21 protein-coding genes and 1 pseudogene are annotated in these 21,759 nt (G+C 47.2%); 12 read left to right on the forward strand and 10 right to left on the reverse strand.

Translation table 11 applies throughout. The annotated features are described in order from the left end of the window. Nucleotides 1–69: 69 nt before the first annotated feature. A complete protein-coding gene (locus J2X05_RS09030) occupies nucleotides 70–441 on the reverse strand; it encodes a PilZ domain-containing protein (RefSeq protein ID WP_310071558.1) in 372 nt (123 codons plus the stop codon). 68 nt (nucleotides 442–509) lie between these two features. Next, nucleotides 510–896, reverse strand: coding sequence for a PilZ domain-containing protein (locus J2X05_RS09035; RefSeq protein WP_310071561.1), 387 nt, complete (start codon nucleotides 894–896; stop codon nucleotides 510–512). Between the two features lie 189 nt (nucleotides 897–1,085). Between J2X05_RS09035 and J2X05_RS09040 the strand changes: the two genes are divergently transcribed. The 7 genes from J2X05_RS09040 (at nucleotide 1,086) to J2X05_RS09070 (ending at nucleotide 7,629) form a co-directional block, all read left to right on the forward strand. Beyond that, nucleotides 1,086–1,994, forward strand: coding sequence for an ROK family protein (locus tag J2X05_RS09040; RefSeq protein ID WP_310071564.1), 909 nt, complete (start codon nucleotides 1,086–1,088; stop codon nucleotides 1,992–1,994). A gap of 1 nt (nucleotide 1,995) precedes the next feature. Further along, a complete protein-coding gene (locus J2X05_RS09045; RefSeq protein WP_310071566.1) occupies nucleotides 1,996–2,859 on the forward strand; it encodes an ABC transporter substrate-binding protein in 864 nt (287 codons plus the stop codon). Between the two features lie 18 nt (nucleotides 2,860–2,877). Beyond that, nucleotides 2,878–3,879, forward strand: coding sequence for a FecCD family ABC transporter permease (locus tag J2X05_RS09050; protein WP_310071569.1), 1,002 nt, complete (start codon nucleotides 2,878–2,880; stop codon nucleotides 3,877–3,879). Continuing rightward, nucleotides 3,876–4,673, forward strand: a complete 798-nt coding sequence (locus J2X05_RS09055; RefSeq protein ID WP_310071572.1) for an ABC transporter ATP-binding protein — start codon at nucleotides 3,876–3,878, stop codon at nucleotides 4,671–4,673. The genes J2X05_RS09050 and J2X05_RS09055 overlap by 4 nt, the downstream gene beginning before the upstream one ends. Before the next feature lie 84 nt (nucleotides 4,674–4,757). Continuing rightward, nucleotides 4,758–5,216 (forward strand): DUF4442 domain-containing protein, encoded by a 459-nt coding sequence (locus J2X05_RS09060; protein ID WP_310071575.1) that lies wholly within the window; start codon nucleotides 4,758–4,760, stop codon nucleotides 5,214–5,216. A gap of 38 nt (nucleotides 5,217–5,254) precedes the next feature. Continuing rightward, the gene (locus J2X05_RS09065) at nucleotides 5,255–6,292 is read left to right on the forward strand and encodes a Gfo/Idh/MocA family oxidoreductase (RefSeq protein ID WP_310071579.1); all 1,038 of its coding nucleotides are present in this window, start codon (nucleotides 5,255–5,257) and stop codon (nucleotides 6,290–6,292) included. A 50-nt stretch (nucleotides 6,293–6,342) separates the two neighbouring features. Beyond that, the gene (locus J2X05_RS09070) at nucleotides 6,343–7,629 is read left to right on the forward strand and encodes an MFS transporter (RefSeq protein ID WP_310071581.1); all 1,287 of its coding nucleotides are present in this window, start codon (nucleotides 6,343–6,345) and stop codon (nucleotides 7,627–7,629) included. Nucleotides 7,630–7,666: 37 nt separating this feature from the next. Here J2X05_RS09070 and J2X05_RS09075 read toward each other — a convergent pair whose 3' ends face one another. Further along, nucleotides 7,667–8,212, reverse strand: coding sequence for a glycine zipper 2TM domain-containing protein (locus J2X05_RS09075; protein WP_310071584.1), 546 nt, complete (start codon nucleotides 8,210–8,212; stop codon nucleotides 7,667–7,669). A gap of 123 nt (nucleotides 8,213–8,335) precedes the next feature. Then, nucleotides 8,336–9,085 carry a lipoprotein intramolecular transacylase Lit gene (locus J2X05_RS09080; RefSeq protein WP_310071587.1) on the reverse strand — a complete coding sequence of 250 codons (750 nt, stop codon included), beginning with the start codon at nucleotides 9,083–9,085 and terminating at the stop codon, nucleotides 8,336–8,338. 301 nt (nucleotides 9,086–9,386) lie between these two features. Between J2X05_RS09080 and J2X05_RS09085 the strand changes: the two genes are divergently transcribed. After that, on the forward strand, nucleotides 9,387–9,977 hold the full coding sequence (locus J2X05_RS09085) for a hypothetical protein (protein ID WP_310071589.1): 591 nt from the start codon (nucleotides 9,387–9,389) through the stop codon (nucleotides 9,975–9,977). 185 nt (nucleotides 9,978–10,162) lie between these two features. Beyond that, nucleotides 10,163–10,801 (forward strand): class I SAM-dependent methyltransferase, encoded by a 639-nt coding sequence (locus tag J2X05_RS09090; protein ID WP_310071590.1) that lies wholly within the window; start codon nucleotides 10,163–10,165, stop codon nucleotides 10,799–10,801. Nucleotides 10,802–11,213: 412 nt separating this feature from the next. Here J2X05_RS09090 and J2X05_RS21175 read toward each other — a convergent pair whose 3' ends face one another. From J2X05_RS21175 to J2X05_RS09110, 5 genes and pseudogenes are all read right to left on the reverse strand, one after another. Further along, the gene (locus J2X05_RS21175; RefSeq protein ID WP_374725272.1) at nucleotides 11,214–11,273 is read right to left on the reverse strand and encodes a hypothetical protein; all 60 of its coding nucleotides are present in this window, start codon (nucleotides 11,271–11,273) and stop codon (nucleotides 11,214–11,216) included. Nucleotides 11,274–12,132: 859 nt separating this feature from the next. Further along, nucleotides 12,133–12,642 (reverse strand): annotated as a pseudogene (locus J2X05_RS21180) (FAD-binding oxidoreductase); the annotation flags it as partial. 449 nt (nucleotides 12,643–13,091) lie between these two features. Next, entirely contained in the window at nucleotides 13,092–14,231 is a 1,140-nt protein-coding gene (dapE, locus tag J2X05_RS09100; protein ID WP_310071595.1) for a succinyl-diaminopimelate desuccinylase, read from the reverse strand. A gap of 148 nt (nucleotides 14,232–14,379) precedes the next feature. Then, a complete protein-coding gene (locus J2X05_RS09105) occupies nucleotides 14,380–14,949 on the reverse strand; it encodes an Hsp20/alpha crystallin family protein (protein ID WP_310071598.1) in 570 nt (189 codons plus the stop codon). Between the two features lie 103 nt (nucleotides 14,950–15,052). Continuing rightward, nucleotides 15,053–15,523, reverse strand: coding sequence for an Hsp20 family protein (locus tag J2X05_RS09110; protein WP_310071600.1), 471 nt, complete (start codon nucleotides 15,521–15,523; stop codon nucleotides 15,053–15,055). Between the two features lie 469 nt (nucleotides 15,524–15,992). On the opposite strand from J2X05_RS09110, the gene J2X05_RS09115 reads away from it, so the two are divergent. Genes J2X05_RS09115 through J2X05_RS09125 form a run of 3 tightly spaced genes read left to right on the forward strand, consistent with a single transcriptional unit; the run spans nucleotide 15,993 to nucleotide 20,923 of the window. Next, a complete protein-coding gene (locus J2X05_RS09115; RefSeq protein WP_310071602.1) occupies nucleotides 15,993–16,976 on the forward strand; it encodes an ABC transporter ATP-binding protein in 984 nt (327 codons plus the stop codon). Beyond that, complete coding sequence (locus J2X05_RS09120) at nucleotides 16,966–19,842, forward strand: Gldg family protein (RefSeq protein ID WP_310071604.1); 2,877 nt, start codon at nucleotides 16,966–16,968, stop codon at nucleotides 19,840–19,842. The genes J2X05_RS09115 and J2X05_RS09120 overlap by 11 nt, the downstream gene beginning before the upstream one ends. Nucleotides 19,843–19,876: 34 nt before the next feature. Then, nucleotides 19,877–20,923 (forward strand): DUF4340 domain-containing protein, encoded by a 1,047-nt coding sequence (locus J2X05_RS09125; RefSeq protein WP_310071606.1) that lies wholly within the window; start codon nucleotides 19,877–19,879, stop codon nucleotides 20,921–20,923. A gap of 88 nt (nucleotides 20,924–21,011) precedes the next feature. Here the strand turns inward: J2X05_RS09125 and J2X05_RS09130 are convergent, their stop codons facing one another. Further along, nucleotides 21,012–21,713: a YebC/PmpR family DNA-binding transcriptional regulator gene (locus tag J2X05_RS09130; RefSeq protein ID WP_310071609.1), complete on the reverse strand. Its 702-nt coding sequence runs from the start codon at nucleotides 21,711–21,713 to the stop codon at nucleotides 21,012–21,014. Nucleotides 21,714–21,759 lie beyond the last annotated feature (46 nt).

Below are 21,759 nucleotides of genomic sequence, written 5' to 3' on the forward strand. Positions count from 1 at the left end.
GGCAAAAAGAAATAACAGGCACAAGCATGCATAAAAAAATACAGCGTGTTGCATATAAGGGCTTACTGTTTAGTGACCGTTTTCTATCTGGGTTAATAATTCATAAAGCAATGTTTTATCAACGGGCGTGTCGGGTTGGAATTCAAACCCTAAAAGATGCTCGCGTACATGGATTAGCCGGCCATGCAGGCTGAGTTGTTTTTTGGGCGATGTGAGCAGGTTGATATCTTCCAATTGGATGTGCACGCGCAGCGGGTCGCCTTTTTGCAGTAGGTGTTCCCCCAAAATAGCCAAGCGTGCGCCGGACTCCGAGAGATCCAATACATGTGCTTCCCATTTTTTTGTGGAGTACTGTAAATCGGCATAAGCACGTAACGGAAAGCGCGGATGTCTGCGCTTGTCTTCATCGCTTAAATCGTCCGGTTTTTTTTCTTCGTTCATTATTTTTGTTGGCTCCGCTGGTCGGGATTCTCTGTGGAGCCATCCTGGCGTTGGCTCCAAAGGCTGATTTAGTAATCACTGATTAATTCAGACAGCTCCCTTTCTGCTGCCAATGCATCGCCTAAATTCAATTCAATCAAGCGGCGTAAATGGCTTACGCTATCAATATCAATGGAGGTACACATCAAACCGGTTTGGTTATGATGTTGGTGCGCCACCGTCACAGACATGGCGATGCTGGTGTTGTCGGACAGCAAGATTTTCACCAGGATCGGTTCGCTATGGACTACTTCCACCGGCAGTGTCTGTTGTAACAACAAACCTTTGAGTGAAATATCGAGCAGACTGGCGCGCCAGTGAAATTCACCTTGCGCGAGTTCAACATGCGCATCAAACAGGATGCGGCTAAATTTGCGGCGCTCATGAGCGGCGGCTGTTTTTCTTGTATCGGTCATATTGTGTGCTTTTAGTCGCAAGTGGTCTTTCAGTAACTGATGGGCTTATCCAGATTGCGGATAAGCCTGTTTTTGAGTGTAGTCCTTGGCGGCCGTTTCGCCATTATTGAATTTACCTGAGATGCTTATTTGCCTCAGGCAAGGGGCGGCACCTATAATCCCGCCAGATTTGATAACAGGCTGATTCATATGACAGATTTTCGTATTGGTATCGATCTCGGCGGCACTAAAACCGAGGTGATCCTGCTCAATGGCCGTAGCCAGGAGCTGTTCCGCACGCGCATCCCCACAGTGCGCGACGACTATGATGCAACCCTGCGCGATATCGCCGGTTTGGTGGCGCAAGCTGAGGTGGCCGCAGGCGAGACCCTGTTGCCGGTCGGGATAGGTATTCCGGGCACAATTTCGCGTAAAACTGGTTGGGTGAAAAATGCCAATTCAACTTGGCTTAACGGCAAACCTTTCCAAAAAGACCTATCAGCGTTTTTAATGCGCGATGTCAAAGTCACTAACGATGCTAACTGCCTTGCCGTCTCCGAAGCCACTGATGGTGCTGGTCGTGGTTATGATCTGGTGTTCGCAGGTATTCTCGGTACTGGCTGCGGTGCGGGAGTTGCCTATCAGGGTAGGCCGATTGTCGGACCCAATGGTGTAGCGGGTGAGTGGGGGCACAATCCGTTGGCCTGGACAAGTGATGCCGAGTTAAATGCGCGCCCTTGTTACTGCGGCAAGGCGGGATGTCAGGAAACGTTTTTGTCCGGTACTGGTTTGTGTCTTTCTTATCAGTTAGCAACTGGTGAAAAAATCAAAGGGCATGAAATTGTGGAGCGCGCGCAAGCGGGTGAAGCGATTGCACAAAAAATCCTCGCCGATTATTTCGATCAACTCGCGCGTGGTTTAGCGTGCATCATTAATGTGATGGACCCGGATGTGATTGTACTGGGCGGTGGCGCTTCCAATATCGCGGCGATTTACACTGAAGTGCACAAACTCTTACCCAAATATGTATTCGGGCGCGAGTGCGATACTCCAATTGTTCCTGCGGTGCATGGCGACTCCAGCGGCGTGCGCGGTGCGGCCTGGTTGAATCCGCTTTAAGATGAAAATAGTTACTGCGGTCCAAAAGCCCATCCTGCTTGCGATGGGCTTTTTGTTTTTTATTTTGTCGAGCTTTTGTTTTTCACAAACAGCGGTAACAGCACAAACAGCTCCGCAGCGAATTGCGTCACTCAATATTTGTATCGATCAACTACTCTGGGAATTAGTACCGCACGAGCGATTGGTGTCAATCAGTTACCTGACTGCAAACCCTATGTGGTCACCCATCGCTGCGCAAGTAAAAGGAATACCACTCAATCATGGCCTCGCAGAAGAAATTGTGCCTTTGAAACCCGATGTTATTTTTGCGGGTGAGTTTGATGCGCCCGACGCCATCGCATTACTCGAACGATTGGGGCACCCGGTTACGCGATTACCTTTACCGCGCAAGCTTGAGGATATCAACACCCAAATTTTGCAATTGGGTGAATTGGTAGGTGCTACTGCAAAAGCCTTGTCAATCACGCAAAAAAGCAGTGCGCAAGTCGCCGAGTTACAGGCAGCCAACAAAACTCAACAACCACTGACGGCGTTTTGGTATTCATCAAATGGTGTGGTGATTGGTGATGGAACTCTGGAGCATGAATTAATGCTGCTCGCCGGTTTGCGTAATCTAGCAGCGGAGCGTGGCATGTTTGGTTTTAATCAGTTGGATTTGGAATTGCTGCTCAGTTCCAAACCACAAGTATTAATTATCGAAGAGGGCAATGCAGAAGCTTTTTCATTAGCGCGTGAATATTTGGCGCATCCGGCGTTAGCAAATGCAGGATTCAAAATTGTCCGTTTACCGGCAGGCTTGTCGGGTTGCGCAGCATCAGTGTTGGGTGATGTTGCAATTGCATTAAAACAAGAACTAGCGAAATAAATTTATCCCGAGGTGAATTTGCAAATCAAAATTTCATTTCTGCAGGTGGTGATCGTTTTGGTCATCGCCATTTTTGCCACTGCTACTCTGGCGCTGAACAGCGGTGCGGCCGATATCCCGGTTCTGCAATCTTTTGTGGATATGTGGAGTGGTGAGCAGAGTTTGGGTGCAACCATCCTCGGGCAAATTCGTATTCCGCGTTTGCTGCTGGCGATTATTGTCGGTGCAACGCTCGGCATGGCTGGCGCAGCTATGCAAGGTTTGTTACGCAATCCCCTTGCTGATCCCGGCGTTCTCGGTGTTACCAGTGGTGCCGCCTTTGGCGCTGTGTGCGTATTGTATTTTGGTGCTGCAGCTACGGCGTGGTATTGGTTGCCAAGCGCAGCGATTATCGGTGCGCTCTTATCATTGGTATTGGTTTATCTATTGGCGGGCATGCACAGCAGTATGCTTGCGCTAATTCTTGCGGGCGTGGCCATGAGTGCAATCACCGGTGCATTAATTGCTGTCGCATTAAATTTTGCACCGAGTTTATATGCGATGCAGGAAATTGTATTTTGGTTGATGGGTTCACTTGCCAATCGTCAATGGGATCACGTTAGTATCGCATTACCATTGGCGATAATTGGCTGGTTGTTAATGCTCAGTCGCAGCCGTTTTCTGGATGCATTGAGCTTGGGCGAAGAGAGTACGCGCTCGCTGGGTTTTGATAATCACCGTGAGCGAGGCATTTTGTTATTCGGTATTGCGATAGGTGTCGGCGCGTGCGTTGCGGTAAGTGGCAGTATCGGGTTCATCGGTTTAATTGTGCCGCATTTGTTACGTCCCTTTGTAGGATACAGACCCGGTCGCTTGATGTTTGCCAGTGCACTTGGCGGCGCCTTGTTGTTAGTGCTTGCCGATATTCTGGTACGGCAGTTTGACAGTGCGCGCGAATTAAAGCTGGGCGTAGTGACTTCGTTATTGGGTGGCCCGTTCTTTTTGTTATTAATTTTAAAAACCCGTTCACGGTGGGCATGATGACAACAACATTGAGTGCCCAACAGGTTTCTTTTGCGCGCGATGGCAATGTCATTCTGGATAATGCGGATTTAACTTTATCGCAGGGCGAATTAGTCGGGTTGATCGGCCCCAACGGGGCTGGTAAAAGTTCACTCTTGCGGATGATGGCGGGATTACAGCAACCCGATTCCGGACAGATTTATTTGTCGAACGAAGTTCATCCGCAAAAATTGCTAAACGAGCTGTCCGGGCGGGAGCGCGCGCAATTGTTGGCGTACTTGCCGCAACAGGAAACCCCCGCATGGCCCTTGCAAGTTGAGCATTTGGTTGGCTTGGGGCGTGCACCCTGGCATAAACCCATGAGTGGCAAATCGGAACGCGATAAGCGGGCCATTGAGCGCGCGCTTGAGATCACTGAGTTGCAATCGCTACGCCAGCGGATCGTGACTACGCTTTCCGGTGGTGAGTTGCAGCGCACCTTGCTGGCGCGCGTATTTGCTGGTGAGACGCAAATTATTCTCGCTGACGAACCCATCGCTGCGCTCGATCCCTACCATCAGTTGCATATGATGGAATTGCTTGCTGAACACGCGCAGCAGGGCGGAGCTGTTTTGGCGGCACTGCATGATTTAAGTTTGGCCGCCCGTTTTTGTTCGCGGTTGGTGCTATTGCATCACGGAAAAATTGTTGCCGATGGTCAACCGATTGACGTATTAACTACGGAAAATTTGGAACAGGTTTACGGCATCAGTGCCTATGTTGATTGTCGTGATGATGGCGTAGTCATTATCCCGCGTAAGAGGGTGCTTTAAATATAGCCCAACACAAATGGGTTTTTTCACTAAATACTCATCAAGATCTTATCAAATCTATCTTTACGAGTGAGATTGGAAAAAATGAAAGCAGGTCTGTTTAAATTCATCGTCAATTTATGGCCACCATTATTTTTCTCCGCTATCAAGATCACCTATCTCGCCGCGGATTACCGCGAAGTACGCGTTACCTTAAAGTTACGCTGGTATAACCGCAATTATGTCGGTACGCAATATGGCGGCAGCTTGATGTCTATGACTGACCCCTGGTACATGTTGATGATCATGAACAATCTCGGGCGCGATTATTTTGTATGGGATAAACACGCCGAGATAGATTACATCGCTCCCGGTAAAACCCACGTGCATGCGCACTTTGTGATTAACGATGAAATCCTTAGTGATATACGCGCAAAAACAGCCAATGGCGATAAATATGTGCCGGAATTTTTGGTTGAAATTAAGGATGATCACGGACATTTAGTTGCGCGTGTAAAACGGCGCGTTTATATCAAATTAAAACCGCGTGCGCGTACAGAGTGAAAATTCACGCCTGAAATTCCTAATAGCCGGAAAATATTATGTTTAATGTCGCTCTCTGTTCTTATGGTATGTCAGGCAAAGTGTTTCATGCCCCGCTGATTACCGCTGAACCAGGTTTGAAACTTCACACTATATTGCAGCGCAGTGAGCCCACTGCATTAGTTGATTACCCGCAGGTCGCTATTGTAAAAACCTTTGAAGATATTCTGGCGAATCCGGATATCCATTTGGTGGTAGTCAATACGCCCAACGAACTTCACTACCCAATGACCAAAGCGGCACTGCAAGCCGGTAAACATGTCGTGGTAGAAAAACCTTTTACCTTAAATATCGACGAAGGCAATGAATTAATCGCACTGGCAAATAGCCAACAAAAAATCCTTTCTGTTTTTCAAAATAAACGTTTGGAAAGTGATCATTTGGATGCGCAAAAAGTTATCGAATCAGGTGCGTTGGGGCGCATCGTTGAAGTGGAGTGGCATTACGACCGCTATCGCACTAACGTCACTCACAAAAAATGGAAGGAAGATAATCTGCCCGGTTCCGGCACCTGGTTTGATTTGGGTATTCACATGGTGGATTCCATGCTGTGCCTATTCGGAAAACCGAACGCTGTCTACGCCGATATGCGCAGCCTGCGCCGCGCCGAAGGTTCGACTGATTATTTTAATGTGTGTTTTCACTACGCTGACATGCGTGTCATTCTCCGCTCCAGTACCTACGTTAGTGAAAAGGGAGCTACCGTTGCCATTCACGGCGATAAAGGTTCCTTTTTAAAATTCGGGCAAGATGTTCAAGAGAGTCAAATGATGCGTGGCGTTATTCCCGGCATGACAGGCTGGGCGCAACCCGGTGAAGATAACTACGGTATTTTGCATGTTCACAATAATGGCGAAGCGACACGCTCGATCATTCCTGGTCAACGCGGTTACTACGAGCATTATTATAAAAATATTGTGGATGCGATTAACAGCAAGGCCCCACTGGCATTTTTGCCGCAGCAGTCTTTGTTGGGCGTTGAGTTGTTGTTGGCGGCTGAGCAGAGTGCCAAGCAAGGCGTTTTAGTTAATCTGTAGGTAATGAAAGTTTCTGTCATCATTGTTGTATTCTCTGTAGGCCAACTGCCATGCCCCAAGACCTATCCCGCAACGCCAATCGCTTTGTCACTTTCACCGTTTTTTTTACCGCGCGTGCTTACTATCCGGTATTGGCAATTTTATTTATCGACTTGGGTTTAACGCTCGATCAGTTTGTGATGCTCAATCTGATTTGGGCGCTGACGATTTTTTTATTTGAAGTTCCTTCGGGTGCTTTGGCGGATACGATTGGGCGCAGAACATTATTGATGACGGCATCAGTATTGATGGTGATTGAAATGCTGTGCTTGCTGATCGCGCCGCGCGATGGGGGAATGCTGTTGCTTATAATGTGTGTAATCAACCGTATTTGCTCCGGGCTGTCAGAAGCCTGCGCGAGTGGGGCAGATGAGGCGCTCGCTTATGATTCACTACCGCCAGAAAATCGCGCCAGTGCCTGGGATCACTTGCTTGCCCATGCCATGCGTTGGCGCTCGGTAGGTTTTGTGCTGGCGATGATTATCGGCGGTGTGCTTTATGATGCGGATACAATTAATTCTATTCTTCCCGCGAGCTTTCACATCAGTAGTGAGACGGCTCATCGATTGCCGGTGTTATTGGTGCTGATGCAAGCGCTGGCTTGTTTATTTATTACCTGGCGGATGGTTGAGCCGGTTCACGCGGCAGCGGGTTCGACTTTATCCCATGCTTTTCATCTCACCCTTTCAACTGCACGTTGGGTGTTTACCAATCCCAAAACGTTGGTGGTTATTTTAATTGGCGTTGCGCTGGATTCCATCGTGCGCAATTTCGCAACCATCACCAGTAGTTACTATCGGCTGATTGATTTGCCGGAATGGACCTATGGTTTTTTTGGTGCAGCCATGGGTTTACTCGGTTGGTTTGTCCCTGGGATAGCTAAACAGTTAAATGCGCGTTTTGGCATGTTGGCGAATTTGGGCTTGGTTGCAGTAATGACACTGATTGGTTTGGTGGTATTGGTGCCCGCTTGGCCAATCTATGGTGTAGTGCCGACATTATTTTTAATGATGATGATGGGATTTCTCGGTTTTACCGTTAGCCGCGTGTTGCATGAAGAGGCAGATTCATCGCGGCGCGCAACCGTGCTGTCAGTTAAAGGATTAATTTTTAATTTGGGCTACGGTTTATTCAGCTTAGGTTTTTCCGGTTTGCTGGCCAGTTTTCCCGATACGCCAGAAGGCGCAGCACTGCGCAGTGCATTACTGTGGCAAGTACCATTTTTTGTAGCGGTTATTTTGGGATTGTTTAGTTGGGCGTTTTTTAAATTGCGTAGCTACAGGGTTTCAAAAGGATAAAAAAGCTCCCAAGCATTGCGCTTGGGAGCTTTACTCATTATTTAGTGGTTGAGGTAGGTTGGTTCAATACTAACTCACCATTTTGCAGCGGAATTTTTTGACCGGGATCGTAAGACATACGCACAACTTCTTCTTTGTCTTTTATGCGATAGGTAACATCATAACCGGTAATTTCTTCACGGGTTTCGTATACCGTTTTGCAGCTTTGCTCGACTGTAGTGTAAGTGTCACCTTTCTGCATGTTTTCTTGCACTTTATCGCCGGCGTAACCGCCTGCAACTGCGCCTGCAACTGTCGCTACCTTTTTACCGTTGCCGCCGCCTACCTGATTGCCTAGGGCTCCACCAACGACTGCGCCTAACACCTTACCGGCAATGCGGTTGGTATCTTTCACCGGTTTTTGACGTACCACTGTTTTCTCAACGCATTCTTCGTGCGGTATTTTTATCTCTTTGGTCACTGCAAGGGTTTTGAGCACTTTGGCGTGATCTGGCTCTTTTACGTATTGATAACCAGCAATGGCGCCACCCATGGTGGCTACACCCAAACCCAGTACAGTACCCATAATCATCGATTTGTTCATAAGATCATCCTCGCTAACGTAAACAGCTGTATTTACAGCAGGTGCGGCCAGTATGGGCGCTTTTTCGCTTAACGCTAGCTTAATAAATTAGATCTCATGGCAAAGTTGAGAACTGCTTAAACATTATCGCTTCCTGGCCTTGGTGTTAGATTGTTGTTGTGGGGTAAAGCGCAGTAAGCGATTCATGCCATATAGGCTCGCAGACCATAGTGCAATAAGTAATAAAAGTAAGAGTGTGGCAATAAAAGCAAAAATATCAGGCGCTTTCATCAAGGTGGTCATCAATGAATCCTGGTAATAAAAAAACCACTGATGCCCATCAGGAAATACCTGCACATGAAACCAATAAAATACTTCGGTAGGACCAATGATCAGGACAATTGTAGTGATGGCTGCAAAGCCTGCTAAAAATCCGAGTAGAACTTTTTTTACGGGCGGGAGTTTTAATTTTTGGTGGTGTGCGAAAAAAATCAGTCCGATCCATACCAATAAACACATTGTGCCCGTTACATAAAACACGTCGATGAGGTTTGCCACATCTTGCAAATGAATAATTTCTGCCTCATGCATTAACGCTGTGGTTTCGCCGTTTTTTAAATGGTAGCTAATCTCGCGTAAGCCTTTACCACTGGCTTGCACTGCATCGCTGATCTCACCAAACAGACGCCAGTGCTCCGCAGGTGTCGTCCATTCAAAATCATCTTTGTATCGATTCTGCGGTGCAAAGTCTGCGATGTGTTTATCCAGATGCAACAGCTTATAGCCAACGGGATAAGCAAAATGGTATTGCGCGAGTAAATGCCAACTCACTAATGCGAGTGCTATCAGTTGGCAGGTAAAAAATAAGGGCCAGAAAATAACGCGTTTCATCATGGTGTGTGACTCGAAATAGCAGCGCGGCAAAAATAGCACGGCGATCAAAACCCGGCTACAGAGATGCATCGCCTACATGGTCTTGTGGGTGACCTATTAATGCAGTCAGTTTATTGACGTTTTTTAGGTGCCAATTTGTCGATAAAATGAACACATTTGATGTTTTAGGTGCCATATTGTCGATATGGGTGCCTAATAGAAACAATGACTTGAGCGTATTTTTAAGCTAGTGGCACCTAAATTGCCTATAGGTATGTGATGCTTTTCTCACATTAATGGGTCTTTGAAGGAGAAGTGCCAGTTGAAACTTCTGTGGAAATTTGTGGCATTAACTATGGTAACTGGCTGGTCCGCCTTATCTGCTTTTGGCGGTGAAATTACATGCCTGCCGGACAATCAGCGAGTTGCCATATTAAGTGATGCGATTGAATGCAAGACACTTAACTCGGTAAACCTTAATTCACCTGCCCAAATAGATGCGCTTTACGACGATCTCGGCGATCCTTGGGTCAAAGAAGGTGAGCTTACCGGATCGGGTGCAAATGATTTGTTCACTGTTGTTGCAGATAGCTGGGGCGTTGATGTCGAAGGACAGTGGTATATCGCGGATTCTTTTTGGGATAACTACAGTCGTGCGGTGATCACCATGCATGTTGGTCACGGTGGTGGTAATCCTGATGCATTTGCCTGGTTGATTACACCGGGTGAAATCTCGGGTTACTTTTCTTATGAGAGAATTTCGGGTACGGGTGGTGGTTTGTCTAATTTATTCTTGTTCGGATCTGGTGAGCCATTACTGAGAGTCTCTGAATCCAATATCGCACTCTTGTTGCTAATGGGTTTATGCTCTTTACTCATCTCCCGGCGATGTGCGTCTGTGCGTGTGAAGTAAAATGTAGTGAGTAATGAAAGCCGCAGAATCTTCTGCGGCTTTTTTGTTAGTGCTTTTGCATCATTAAAAATAAACTCTCCGTGATGTTTTGTGGCCAGCGGTCACATAAGTGTCTTAATTTTGTCATAGAATTCCGACGTTATTGAGCGAACTCTCCCCAAGCCCTTTACGAGTGAGATGACACAGTGCCAGAACTATTAGCCCCACCTGCCAAGAACACCTATCACACTTACGGAATTTGGTTGTACACCGAAAAAAGCCGGGAAATTAAAAGCCTCAAAAAAGAGCGCAGCCCAAGTGTACATGGCGATAAACATTGGGATTCAAGCTACCTGTTGATGGATTACTTTACCCATAACCCGCTCAAGAAAAAAAGCCGGATATTGGATGTGGGTTGCGGCTGGGGTCCCACCTCCATTTACCTGGCTAACAGCGGCCACGGCGTTACCGGTTTGGACGTGGACGATGAAGTGTTTGCTTTTTTGGATGTACAAGCCGAACTCAATGGTGTTGCTGTAAAAACCCGCCAGGGAGCAATGGCCTCTATGAAAAAAGCCGACTTGAGCAAATACGATGTAATTGTCGGTGGCGATATTTGTTTCTGGGATGAATTGACCGATGAATGGTTTGCAATGCTTAAGCGTGCCGCGAGCGCGGGTGTAAAAAAATTGGTATTAGCCGATCCGGGGCGCAGCCCGTTTTTAAAATTAGTGGATAAGTGCTACGAGCGTTGGGATTGTGATATGCATACCTGGTACTGTCTGGAGCCCAAGCGGTTTACCGGTAGCTTGTTGATTGTCAATCTGGATAAAAAAGCAGATTAGCGGCAAGGTTGGCAAGAGCATCGTCCCTGATGCGCTGGGCAATTATTCTGTTCATGAGAAATTCCTTCTCGTGTCGTTATTGTCAGGTCTTAGTTATTTAGTACTTACACTTCGGTAGATTCGGTTTCAATCAAGCGGGAACCGAATACCTTGGTGTAGTCGAGCTGTGGTTCGGTAGTCTTGTGTTCCGCCTCTGCAATTTTTTCCATTTCCTTGACGGGGGCTGCAGGAACAAAAGGCGCAACTGGTTTAACGTGCTCATAACGGCCAGATGCAATCACTTCATTTTCATCCAATGCCTTTTTCAATATGTGTTGCACTTGTGCGCTGGGTGAATCGGCAGGGCAGGCGATCATATCCATATAATCAATACCCAGGCGATAGGGTGGCCAACCATTTTCCAAGCCGGTTTTTACCAATTGGCGATAGCAGTTTTTCGCGCGCGCGACATCTTCAGGGTTTTTACGATCAAACAACACTGGAATCGTGCCTGACAGTGTACGCGATGAGCGTGAAGTTACGGCGAGCAGCGGATCAAATCCATTATCGGTTAAACATTTGCTCATTACTGTGCGATAGCGCTCTACTTCATCGGATGTAAAAGGCACCAGCGGTGCATACCATAAAATACCAGCGCCATCTTTAGCGGGATGCGAATGCACATCGAGTTTTTTTGCGGTGGGGTCGAGTGCGTAAGCAATTTTTAAAAACGCAACGATCGGATAACCTTCAACAGTGCCGAGAGTATTCACCAGTGCACCAAAGTGACGGCGCAAGGATGAGAAACCCCATTGTGGTAAATAACTCTGGATCTTTTGCAGCTGTTTAATTTGGTTCGGGCTAAAACTCCATACGCGACAATTTTTTAACCGGCGGCGAATATCTTTTACAGAACCAGCAACTGCCGCACGTGAACCGTATAAGGTTCCCAATCCTGTCCAGGCAGAAATTTTTCGTTCTTTAGCAAGTCGTTTTAAATAATTTGCACGCGCCTCACCCATTAGGAGCGATGCTAAAGGCGTATCGACTTGAGTGGAGAGAATGCGGCAATCATTCATCATAATAATACCGCCGATACCGGGGATATCTTCTGCAAGTTTGTTTAGCTCGGATTGGCTATTGATAAAAGCGTCATTGGTTTTCCATTCGAAGACTAAAATTCGGGTAGCTTCCGGTGAACGAGCCAATTGCACGCGCGCTTTGGTGACTATTCCGAAATTACCTTGTCGTAATAATCCCGCCCATGAATAACCGGTGCCCGCATTCCAGCGCTTGGCCATCTCGGGACAATTTAAATCCTGATAGGTGTGGCGAAACTCGGTGCCGTTGCCCCAGTAACCTTCCAATTCACTGATGGCATCAAAGTGATCGGTAATGGGTGTTAAGCCATAACCGCCGTCGAGTGCATTGCCGAGAATATTGCCGTTGGGGCCAACGCCGGTGGTGGGAACTAATAAATCCGCACCGCTTTTTTTAATCGCCGCATGTAAATCCGCTTGGGTAACTCCCGGTTCAATTAATGCGGTAGAGGATTGCACATCGATATATACGCGGCGCAGTTGCGATAAATCCACAATAAAACTGCGGCTGTCTACGGGTAGCGAAGTACCGTAACCAAAATTGCGTCCGCCACTAATTGGCCAGAGCGGTATTTTAAATTCATTGGCGAGTGCTAATACTTCCTGAATTGCATCCACTTCTTTAATGACAATGGCACCGGCGGGCAAACGTTGGCTTGCGCCGGTATCTGCTCCGTAATGAAAAGCCGCTTCTTCACGACTCAAGACTTTGGCACCGGGAATACGCAATACTTCGCTGAAAAAAGAGGTAGTCATGTTCATCTTCCTTTCAAATGCTGAATGACAAAAATTGCTTGAAGAGCAAAGGTGGGCTTGTTACTGCTCGCTTAAATATGTTCAAAAATTCGACATTTTTGCGGCAGTCACACAAGCATCAGCAAGAACTATGACAAATCTAAATTTCTTAACGTTTTCAACGGGTTTAATTATTATTTTGTAGTTGATGCCATCAAATTGACGCTTCAATCCTGTAGTGCGTTTTTAGTTATGGTGATTTAAGCGACAAGAGGGCAGATTAAAAGCGGGATTGTAATTATAAAAAAGTGTGCATTATTAATTTTGCAGAAGAAGGTAAGTGTGGATAAGTTGCGTGGAGTTTTAATGGATTAATAATCAAAAATTATGTGAAGCATTCGGATGGAATAAAGCGAGCATCGCTCGCCTTATTATGCTGGATTATTTGCTGTGTGTTTATCAGCAGATCCGTTTGTTTACACTAGCAATTTCTCCAGCGTGCGCTCATAAATTCTGGTCAGCTTATTCAAATCCTCGACACTAATACATTCATTCACTTTATGGATGGTTGCGTTAATAGGGCCAAGTTCAACCACTTGTGCACCGGTGGGTGCAATAAAGCGCCCGTCTGAAGTGCCACCCGAGGTTGATAATTCGGTATCCAGTCCGGTTTCTACTTTAATCGCATCCACCACGGCATTCACCAAATCACCGCGCGGTGTTAAAAACGGTTGGCCGCTTAAAATCCACTGCAGGTCGTAGTTAACCTTGTGCTTGTTCAAAATCGCTTCGGTGCGCTCACGTAAGATTTGTTCAGTCAATTCTGTAGAAAAACGGAAATTAAATACCACTTCTACTTCACCGGGAATCACGTTAGTAGCGCCGGTTCCGCCATTGATATTGGATACCTGGAAACTGGTTGCCGGGAAAAATTCATTGCCATTATCCCAATGCTCCGCGGCAAGTTCGGCGAGGGCAGGGGCGAGCTTATGGATAGGGTTGTCCGCCAAGTGCGGATAGGCAACGTGACCTTGGATGCCCTTCACTTTCAAAATCGCGCCCAGTGAACCGCGGCGGCCATTTTTAATCACATCACCCACCACCTTGGTACTGGAAGGCTCGCCCACAATGCACCAGGTCATTTTGGTGTTCTGCGCTTCCAGCCATTCCACCACTTTCACGGTGCCATTAACTGATGGGCCTTCTTCATCGCTGGTGATTAAAAACGCAATGCGTCCTTTGTGGTTGGGGTGTTGCGCAATAAAGTTTTCGCAAGCGATCACCATACACGCGAGCGAACCTTTCATATCAGCCGCACCGCGGCCATGCAGCATGCCATCGATAATTTGCGGCTCAAAGGGAGGGTTGTTCCAGTTGGCCTCGGGGCCTGTTGGTACTACATCAGTGTGGCCCGCAAAAGCGAGAAGAGGGCCGCTATCACCACGAATGGCCCAGAAGTTATCCACTTCGCCAAAGCGTAAACGCGAGGTTTTAAAGCCAATCGCTTCAAGGCGTTTAATCATCATTTCCTGGCAGCCGTCGTCTTCAGGGGTTACTGAGCGGCAGCGGATCAGGTCGGTGGCGAGTTGCAAAGTGGGGGTTAACGCAGCAGTCATGGTGTCATCCGGCAGTTGGGCATCAATTCGGGAAAAGTTCGCGGTGAATTTTACGCGATTTTGCGCCGGATTCGATGAGTCCTGCGGATAAAAAAGCCCCTGCCGCAATTGAGCCAAGGCTGCGGCAGAGGAGGTGCATTAAAACGGGTTAGTTGATGGGGATACGTTTGGTCTCACTGGCTGGCAACGCCTTGCGCGCGACACTAATGTCCAGTACGCCATTTTTCATGCTCGCGTTGATACTGCCTTGGTCACAGTCATCGGGTAGCGCCAGCACGCGTTGGAAACTGCCATAACTGCGCTCAACGCGATAGTAATGGCGATCTTTTGTTTCCGATTCCTCTTTCTTCTCGCCACGAATGGTGAGCACGCCTTTATTGAGCTCAAGGGTAATATCTTTTTCGGTCAGACCGGGCGCTTCCAGGCTGATGTGATATGCCTTCTCATCACTTGCTACATTCAGTTTGGCTTGGAAGCCAGCTGCACTGAAGATGCCGTCGTCTGGCCAGCGGGCGTTGAATGCCGGCAGCGAAAAACCGCGAAATGCATCATCAAACAATCGATCTATTTCACGATGCAATTGCAGCATCGGGTGCGCTGTGTTTGGAGCGGTTTTCTCCTCGGTTTTTTCCAGATTACGTTTTACGGGAATAGTGGATGTTTTATTGGTTTCTTCATGGGTAAACCAATTCCAGGGGTTAAGTTGTTGCAGGTTCATAAATGCCTCCTATCGCAAAGCAAATATCGCAAAGAAGATGTCATCACTGCTCAATCAATTGAGTAAATCAGCGGGGGCAAAACAATTGCCCCCGCTGTATACCTTAAGCGGCTTTGCTGGTATCCGCATTGTGTTGGATCAAGTTTCCGGTGTTGTTAATGGCGATGTTTCTGGGTTTCATCGCCTCCGGAATTTCTTTTACCAAACTGATACTTAACAAGCCGTTATTGAGTTGGGCACCGGTCACTTCTACGTGGTCGGCCAAGCTGAACTTGCGCTCGAAACTGCGTGTGGCTATGCCCTGATGCAGATACTTGCGCTCCTCTTTACTGTCTTCGGCTTTTTTACCGCGCACAGTCAGTACGCCGCGCTCGGTTTGGATATCCAACTCGTGTTGCTCAAAGCCCGCCACCGCGAGGGTGATGCCGTAGCGATTTTCGCCGGTAACTTCGATGTTGTAAGGTGGATAGCCAGCCGCGCTTTGATCGGCGCGTAGAGCTGTATCTAACAATGCACCTAAACGGTCGAAACCTATGGTGCTGCGATAGAGGGGAGAGAGATCAATTGCGTTCATAAAATATCCTCCGTAGGAAGCGATAGAAAATAAAAACAATTAATAGGTGATGGCTCGCACGCGACACCGATCACGTTTCTTATCTAGGGTTACCTCGGCAGGATTCAAGTTATTGTTTTAATAATAAATATTTATTCCGTGCTAACTGTTTATAAAAATTTTTACTAATATTTTTGTGTAGTGGGATCTTGAACTTTTTATTGGCGTCCCTATCTAAGCCCGCGTCTTCGTCCACTACGATTGTTTTCTGGGAATTATCCCGTTACTGAGGAAAAAACAATGTATAACGCGATCACTCAGCTGCGTTCCCGGCGTGCCTTGTATTGGCGTCCGCCGCCAAATTAATTCCCCGTTTTCCCAACCGTTTTGTGCTACTTCCTCGCATGAAGGAAATTGTTACGCCCATTATTTGTGCTGTTTTTCATTCGTCCATCTAGTTACTTCATTCGTCTATCCAAGGGAGGCTTTTATGCTGACAGTGTCAAAACTCAAGCGCGCCTACGGTGATTTTGTCGCGGCAGATGCCGTGGATTTTTCCATCGCCAAAGGAGAAATTGTCGGTTTGCTTGGCCATAACGGTGCGGGTAAAACCACCGTGATGAAAATGCTCAGTGGCTATCTTGAACCTAGCGCAGGCCAGATATTTTTCGAGGGAAAACTACTCGCGGATCACTTGAAAGCCCAGCAGCAAAAAATTGGTTATCTGCCCGAGAGTTTGCCGGTGTACCCGGAATTATCGGTTGGCGAGTATTTGGATTATGCCGCTGAACTAAAAGGATTGCGTGGCCTTGAAAAACAACATGAGGTAAAACGTGTTGTTAATGCAACGGATATTGCTGCGAAATTACTCGCGCCCATTGCAACTTTATCGCGCGGTTATAAACAGCGTGTGGGTGTTGCGCAGGCTTTGCTGGGCAAGCCACGGCTGCTCATTCTGGATGAGCCTACCAACGGCCTTGACCCGCAACAAACATTGCAGATGCGCGAGTTAATTCGTGCAATCGCTAAAGATGCCACCGTTATTTTATCTACTCATATCATGCAGGAAGTAGATGCACTCTGTGACCGTGTATTGATGATGCGTGCAGGCCGGTTGGTGTTGGATGAAAAGTTGGCTGAACTGCGTATTAGCCGTTCACTGTTACTGACGTCCAATCTGGCGGCGGCAGAATTACAAAAATTACTCAGCGCGATTACGGGTGTGAAAGCGATTGATTTGCTCACAAGCCAGAATAATGAAACCCATGTTCGCGTGCATATGGGTGAGGCTGGCGATGTAAAAGCAATCAGCGCTGGAATTGGCAAAGCGATTATCTCCAGCGGTGCAGAGCTTTATCAATTGCAACCGGAAACCCGTGACCTGGAAAGTCTGTTCCGTGAAGTGAACAGCAATCTGCCCTTAACCAATGTCTCGTCCAATAATAAAAAGGAGGTGTTAGATCATGCAGCCTAAAAATACGATTGCGCGCATCGCCAATAAAGAAATCTCTCTATTTTTTTCCTCGCCAATCGCCTATTTATTTTTGGCGGCTTTTGCGGGCGTAACCCTGTTTACGTTTTTCTGGGGCGAAGCGTTTTTTGCGCGCAATATTGCCGATGTTCGCCCGCTGTTCGAATGGATGCCACTCTTGCTGATATTCCTCGCCAGCACGCTCACCATGCGTATGTGGAGTGAAGAGCGTCGCAGCGGCACTTTGGAATATGTACTGACTCAGCCAGTGCCCTTGTGGCATTTTGTGTTGGGGAAATTTCTAGGTTGTGTTGCACTGTTAGTGGTTGCGTTGGTGATCACGCTACCATTACCCATTACGGTTGCTGTTCTGGGTGATTTGGATTGGGGGCCGGTGATTGCAGGCTATCTTGCAACATTGCTGTTGGGAGCTGCATATTTAAGTATTGGTTTATTTGTCTCTTCGCGCAGCGATAACCAGATTGTGAGTTTGATTACCGCAGTGGCCTTGTGCGGTGTGTTTTATTTGTTAGGCAGCAAAGCCATTACCGATTTCTTTGGAACCGCTGCTAGCGAGTGGCTGCGTTTACTCGGCACAGGTTCGCGCTTTGAATCAATTACGCGCGGTGTGATTGATGTGCGCGATCTTTATTACTACCTCAGCCTGATTTTGATTTTCCTTGCGCTGAATACCTTTGCGCTTGAACGCGAGCGCTGGGCAGCAACCGGTAATAAACAACATCACCAAGGCTGGCACGTGCTTACTGGTTTGCTGTTGGTTAATGCCTTGGGTGCAAATCTTTGGTTAGGCCAAATCAACAGCCTGCGGGTTGATGCTACACAAGGCAATCAATATTCCATTTCTTCGGCGACTGAACATTATCTGAATCAACTGCAAGAACCACTGTTGATTCGCGGTTATTTCAGTAGCAAAACCCATCCTTTACTATCGCCTTTGGTGCCGCAAATTCGCGACTTGATCAAAGAATATGAAATTGAAAGTCACGGAAAAGTGCGTGTGGAATTTATTGATCCGGCAACGAATCCTGAGCTGGAGCAAGAAGCCAATCAGAAATACGCGATACAACCTGTGCCTTTCCAAATTTCTGATCGCTACCAAGCATCAGTGGTGAATTCCTATTTCAACGTGCTGGTGCAATATGGCGATGAGTATCAAGTGCTCGGTTTTCGCGATTTGATCGAAGTCAAAACCGGTGGTGAAGCCGATCTGGATGTCAAATTGCGCAACCCCGAACACGATTTGACGCGCGCAATCAAAAAAGTGTTGCACAGCTATCAAGCCGGAGGGAATTTATTTGACACCGTCAAAGGTGAGCTGGTCTTCAATGCCTATGTATCAACTGATTCCGCTCTGCCGCAGCCACTACAAGAATTTAAACGCGCGCTTGAAACTGAAATGAAAAAGCAGCAAGAAAAATCGGCTAATCGTTTGAAAGTCAATTTCATCGACCCTGCTGCAGATGGTGGAAAAGTGGGTGAGCAAATCGCGCAGGACTACGGTTTTAATCCCATGGCAACCAGTCTGTTGAGCAATGAGCGTTTTTATTTTTATCTGACCCTCGCACAGGGTGATCAGGTGGTGCAAATTCCACTCGATGATATGAGTGCTGCCAGCTTTGAGCGTAACTTTGCATCGGCATTAAAACGCTTTGCCAGCGGCTTTACCAAAACGGTTGCATTCGTTGCACCTGAAGCAGCCATGGCAAGTCACTACCAAGCGCAAGGTACACAATTTGGTCAGTTGGAACAATTTCTCGGTGCTGAATTGAATGTGGTGCGCGAAGATCTGGGCGATGGCTCGGTCAGCGGTGAAGCGGACGTCCTTTTCCTTGCTGCGCCTAAAGCGCTGAATGAAAAACAATTATTTGCTGTGGACCAATTCCTGATGCAAGGAGGCACTGTTATCGCAGCCACTTCGCCTTATGCCGCATCCTTAAGCCAGCGCAGCCTGAGTTTGCAAAAGCAGGAAAGTGGCTTGAGTGCATGGTTAAAACATCACGGCCTAAGCATTGATGAAAAATTAGTGATGGATAAACAAAGTGTGCCTTTCCCGCTACCAGTTAACCGCAACATCGGCGGCTTTAGTGTGCAGGAAATGCGCATGTTGGATTATCCCTATTTTATTGATGTGCGTGCGGATGGATTAAATGCTGAGAGTGCAATCACCAATAGTTTGCCACAAGCGACAATGGCTTGGGCTTCGCCGATTGTGTTGGATGCCGATAAACAAAAATCGCGCAAAGTAACTGAGTTGTTGCGCAGCTCGGATCAATCCTGGCTTAGCGGCGATATGAATATCGCGCCGCAAATTACCAGTGAGGGTATAACGCGCTATCTGCCTAGCGGCGAACAAAAATCGCAATTGTTAGGTGTAATTTCCCAGGGGCGTTTTGATTCATTCTTTGCTGGAAAAGAATCACCATTATTGAAAAAAGAGAATGCCGATTCTACCAATGAGCAAAACACTCAACCTGATGCAAGTAAAAATATCGGCAGTGTTATCCAACACTCGCCCGATTCTGCACGCATCATTTTGTTTAGCTCAAATGACTTCCTAAGCGACCCTGTGGTGTCTATGGCGGGCATGGCTAATGGCGGCCAATATTTGAATAGTTTGCAATTAATGGCCAACACATTTGATTGGGCGCTGGAAGATGAAGGGTTGATGAGCATTCGCGCGCGCAGCAACTTCAACCGTACCTTGCCAACCATGGAGCAAAGTACACAAGCATTCTGGGAATACTTGAATTATGGATTGGCTTTGCTGGCGCTGGCGGTCGTCGGGTTTGTTCAGTACCGCGTCAAGCGCGCACGCGAACAACAATATCGCCAATGGTTGGCCAGTTAATCGCAAATACAATTTGCCCTGACTAGAGGTAATTATGATGAATCAATCAGTCACTATTGATGTAAGCAAGGCGCAGGAGCAGTTATCCGCATCTGCGTCACCACTAAAATTATGGCAGCGGCGCTTGACGATTTTATTTATAGCGCAAGTGTTGTTGATACTAGGTGTCTTCGCGTACCAAGAAAATTCGCGCGTACAGGTCGATGCACAACCCTTGCTTGGCATTAAATCTGCCGACATAGACCGAATGGTCATTCAGGATGCCAGCAACAAAGTTACCTTGCAAAAAAACGGCAGCCATTGGCAGTTGCCGGAGTTGCATCAACTTCCTGTTGATAAGCAAAAGTTGGATGAGATATTGCAAAAACTCGATGGCACAAAACTGACCTGGCCGGTGACAACCACGGCGAGCAGCCATGAACGTTTTGAAGTTGCGGGAAGTAAATTCCAACGGCGAATCGAACTGTTTCAGGGCGATGCCAAAAAAGCAGATCTTTGGTTGGGGTCCACACCCGGCTTCAAAAAAATTCATCTACGGCGCGAGGGTGAGAATCAGGTTTACGCTGTCGAGCTAACAGCATTTGAATTTGCGACTGCATCAAATGATTGGCTCAAATCCGATTTGTTGGCAGTCAAGGATGTAACCTCAATCAAAGCTTCTGACTATGAGCTGCAAAAGAATGGTGAAGCCTGGACGTTCGTTGCCACCACTCACGATGCAAATACACAAAAGGTAAATGCAACTAAAGTAACGGAGTTGATGAATGCGATTGGTAACTTGCAAGTTCAGGAGGTGGTAGCACAAGTACCCCAAGGCGAAACCACAAAATTATCAGCCAAATCTGCTGCCGGTGAATTTAACTTTGAATTTACTAAAGCGGGGGGCGGCTATTTTGTGAAGCGCAGCGATCGTGATTTGTATTTCAAGTTATCGCAGACTGAGTTTGAGCGTATTGCGAATGTGAATAAGGGTGCGCTACTTGCTAGTGAATCTACTTCAAGTAATACAGCAGCTGATCCTGTTTCTAATTTGGTAAATCAGTCAATGCAGGGGATATTAAATGGCGAGAAATCCAACTAACCGCTATATTTATCTCTGTTAAAAAAAAGCCCGACAGGAAACTGCCGGGCTTTTTTGCAAACAATGGCACGATAACTTTATGTGGGACTTACCCCGCCAACCCCACGTAAACCTCATGCACATCATCATCATTATCGATAGCAGCAAGGAATGCTTCGACTTCTTCTAGCGCTTCCCCAGACAAGCTCACAGGGTTTTTAGGTTTGTAGCCGAGTTTGGCTGACACAACAGTAAAACCTTGGTCTGGCAATGCTTTTTGCACCATATCCAAATCAGTTGGATCTGTATAAAAGGTTGCGGTGCCATCATCGTCTAATTCGAAATTTTGTGCGCCTGCTTCAATCGCTGCGGTTTCGATATCGGCATCTTTATTCGCCGCATTCGCTTCGATAATTCCCAAGTGATCAAAATCCCAAGAGACTGAACCGGAAGTACCGAGTTGGCCTTTGCGGAATAAACCGCGAATATTGGAGATGGTTCGGTTTACGTTGTCGGTGAGGCATTCAACGATCACGGGTACCTGATGCGGTGCATAACCTTCGTATACGACTTTTTCGTAGCTGGCTGCACCGTCGAGTTGGCCTGAGCCTTTTTTAATGGCGCGCTCTAATGTTTCGCGTGTCATTGATGCTTTTTTTGCTTGGACGATGGCGAGACGCAGGCGCGGGTTCATGTCCGGGTCTGCACCGGCGCGTGCAGCGATCATGATTTCTTTGGTGAGTTTGGTAAAAATTTTACCTTTAGCACTTGCGGCTTCTTCTTTGTGTTTTGCTTTCCATTGTGCGCCCATAATTATCGCCTCGTTGTTTGCACAAACCAATTGTGCCTGGTTTATT

It is taken from the genome of Cellvibrio fibrivorans (assembly GCF_031457055.1).
Taxonomy (GTDB): domain Bacteria; phylum Pseudomonadota; class Gammaproteobacteria; order Pseudomonadales; family Cellvibrionaceae; genus Cellvibrio; species Cellvibrio fibrivorans.

What these genes read in the sequence shown, in the direction of transcription:
- J2X05_RS09030 (WP_310071558.1), bottom strand. Translation starts at nt 441, where the DNA reads ATGAACGAAGAAAAAAAACCGGACGATTTAAGCGATGAAGACAAGCGC.
- J2X05_RS09035 (WP_310071561.1), bottom strand. Translation starts at nt 896, where the DNA reads ATGACCGATACAAGAAAAACAGCCGCCGCTCATGAGCGCCGCAAATTT.
- J2X05_RS09040 (WP_310071564.1), top strand. Translation starts at nt 1,086, where the DNA reads ATGACAGATTTTCGTATTGGTATCGATCTCGGCGGCACTAAAACCGAG.
- J2X05_RS09045 (WP_310071566.1), top strand. Translation starts at nt 1,996, where the DNA reads ATGAAAATAGTTACTGCGGTCCAAAAGCCCATCCTGCTTGCGATGGGC.
- J2X05_RS09055 (WP_310071572.1), top strand. Translation starts at nt 3,876, where the DNA reads ATGATGACAACAACATTGAGTGCCCAACAGGTTTCTTTTGCGCGCGAT.
- J2X05_RS09060 (WP_310071575.1), top strand. Translation starts at nt 4,758, where the DNA reads ATGAAAGCAGGTCTGTTTAAATTCATCGTCAATTTATGGCCACCATTA.
- J2X05_RS09065 (WP_310071579.1), top strand. Translation starts at nt 5,255, where the DNA reads ATGTTTAATGTCGCTCTCTGTTCTTATGGTATGTCAGGCAAAGTGTTT.
- J2X05_RS09070 (WP_310071581.1), top strand. Translation starts at nt 6,343, where the DNA reads ATGCCCCAAGACCTATCCCGCAACGCCAATCGCTTTGTCACTTTCACC.
- J2X05_RS09075 (WP_310071584.1), bottom strand. Translation starts at nt 8,212, where the DNA reads ATGAACAAATCGATGATTATGGGTACTGTACTGGGTTTGGGTGTAGCC.
- J2X05_RS09080 (WP_310071587.1), bottom strand. Translation starts at nt 9,085, where the DNA reads ATGATGAAACGCGTTATTTTCTGGCCCTTATTTTTTACCTGCCAACTG.
- dapE (WP_310071595.1), bottom strand. Translation starts at nt 14,231, where the DNA reads ATGACTGCTGCGTTAACCCCCACTTTGCAACTCGCCACCGACCTGATC.
- J2X05_RS09105 (WP_310071598.1), bottom strand. Translation starts at nt 14,949, where the DNA reads ATGAACCTGCAACAACTTAACCCCTGGAATTGGTTTACCCATGAAGAA.
- J2X05_RS09110 (WP_310071600.1), bottom strand. Translation starts at nt 15,523, where the DNA reads ATGAACGCAATTGATCTCTCTCCCCTCTATCGCAGCACCATAGGTTTC.
- J2X05_RS09115 (WP_310071602.1), top strand. Translation starts at nt 15,993, where the DNA reads ATGCTGACAGTGTCAAAACTCAAGCGCGCCTACGGTGATTTTGTCGCG.
- J2X05_RS09120 (WP_310071604.1), top strand. Translation starts at nt 16,966, where the DNA reads ATGCAGCCTAAAAATACGATTGCGCGCATCGCCAATAAAGAAATCTCT.
- J2X05_RS09125 (WP_310071606.1), top strand. Translation starts at nt 19,877, where the DNA reads ATGATGAATCAATCAGTCACTATTGATGTAAGCAAGGCGCAGGAGCAG.
- J2X05_RS09130 (WP_310071609.1), bottom strand. Translation starts at nt 21,713, where the DNA reads ATGGGCGCACAATGGAAAGCAAAACACAAAGAAGAAGCCGCAAGTGCT.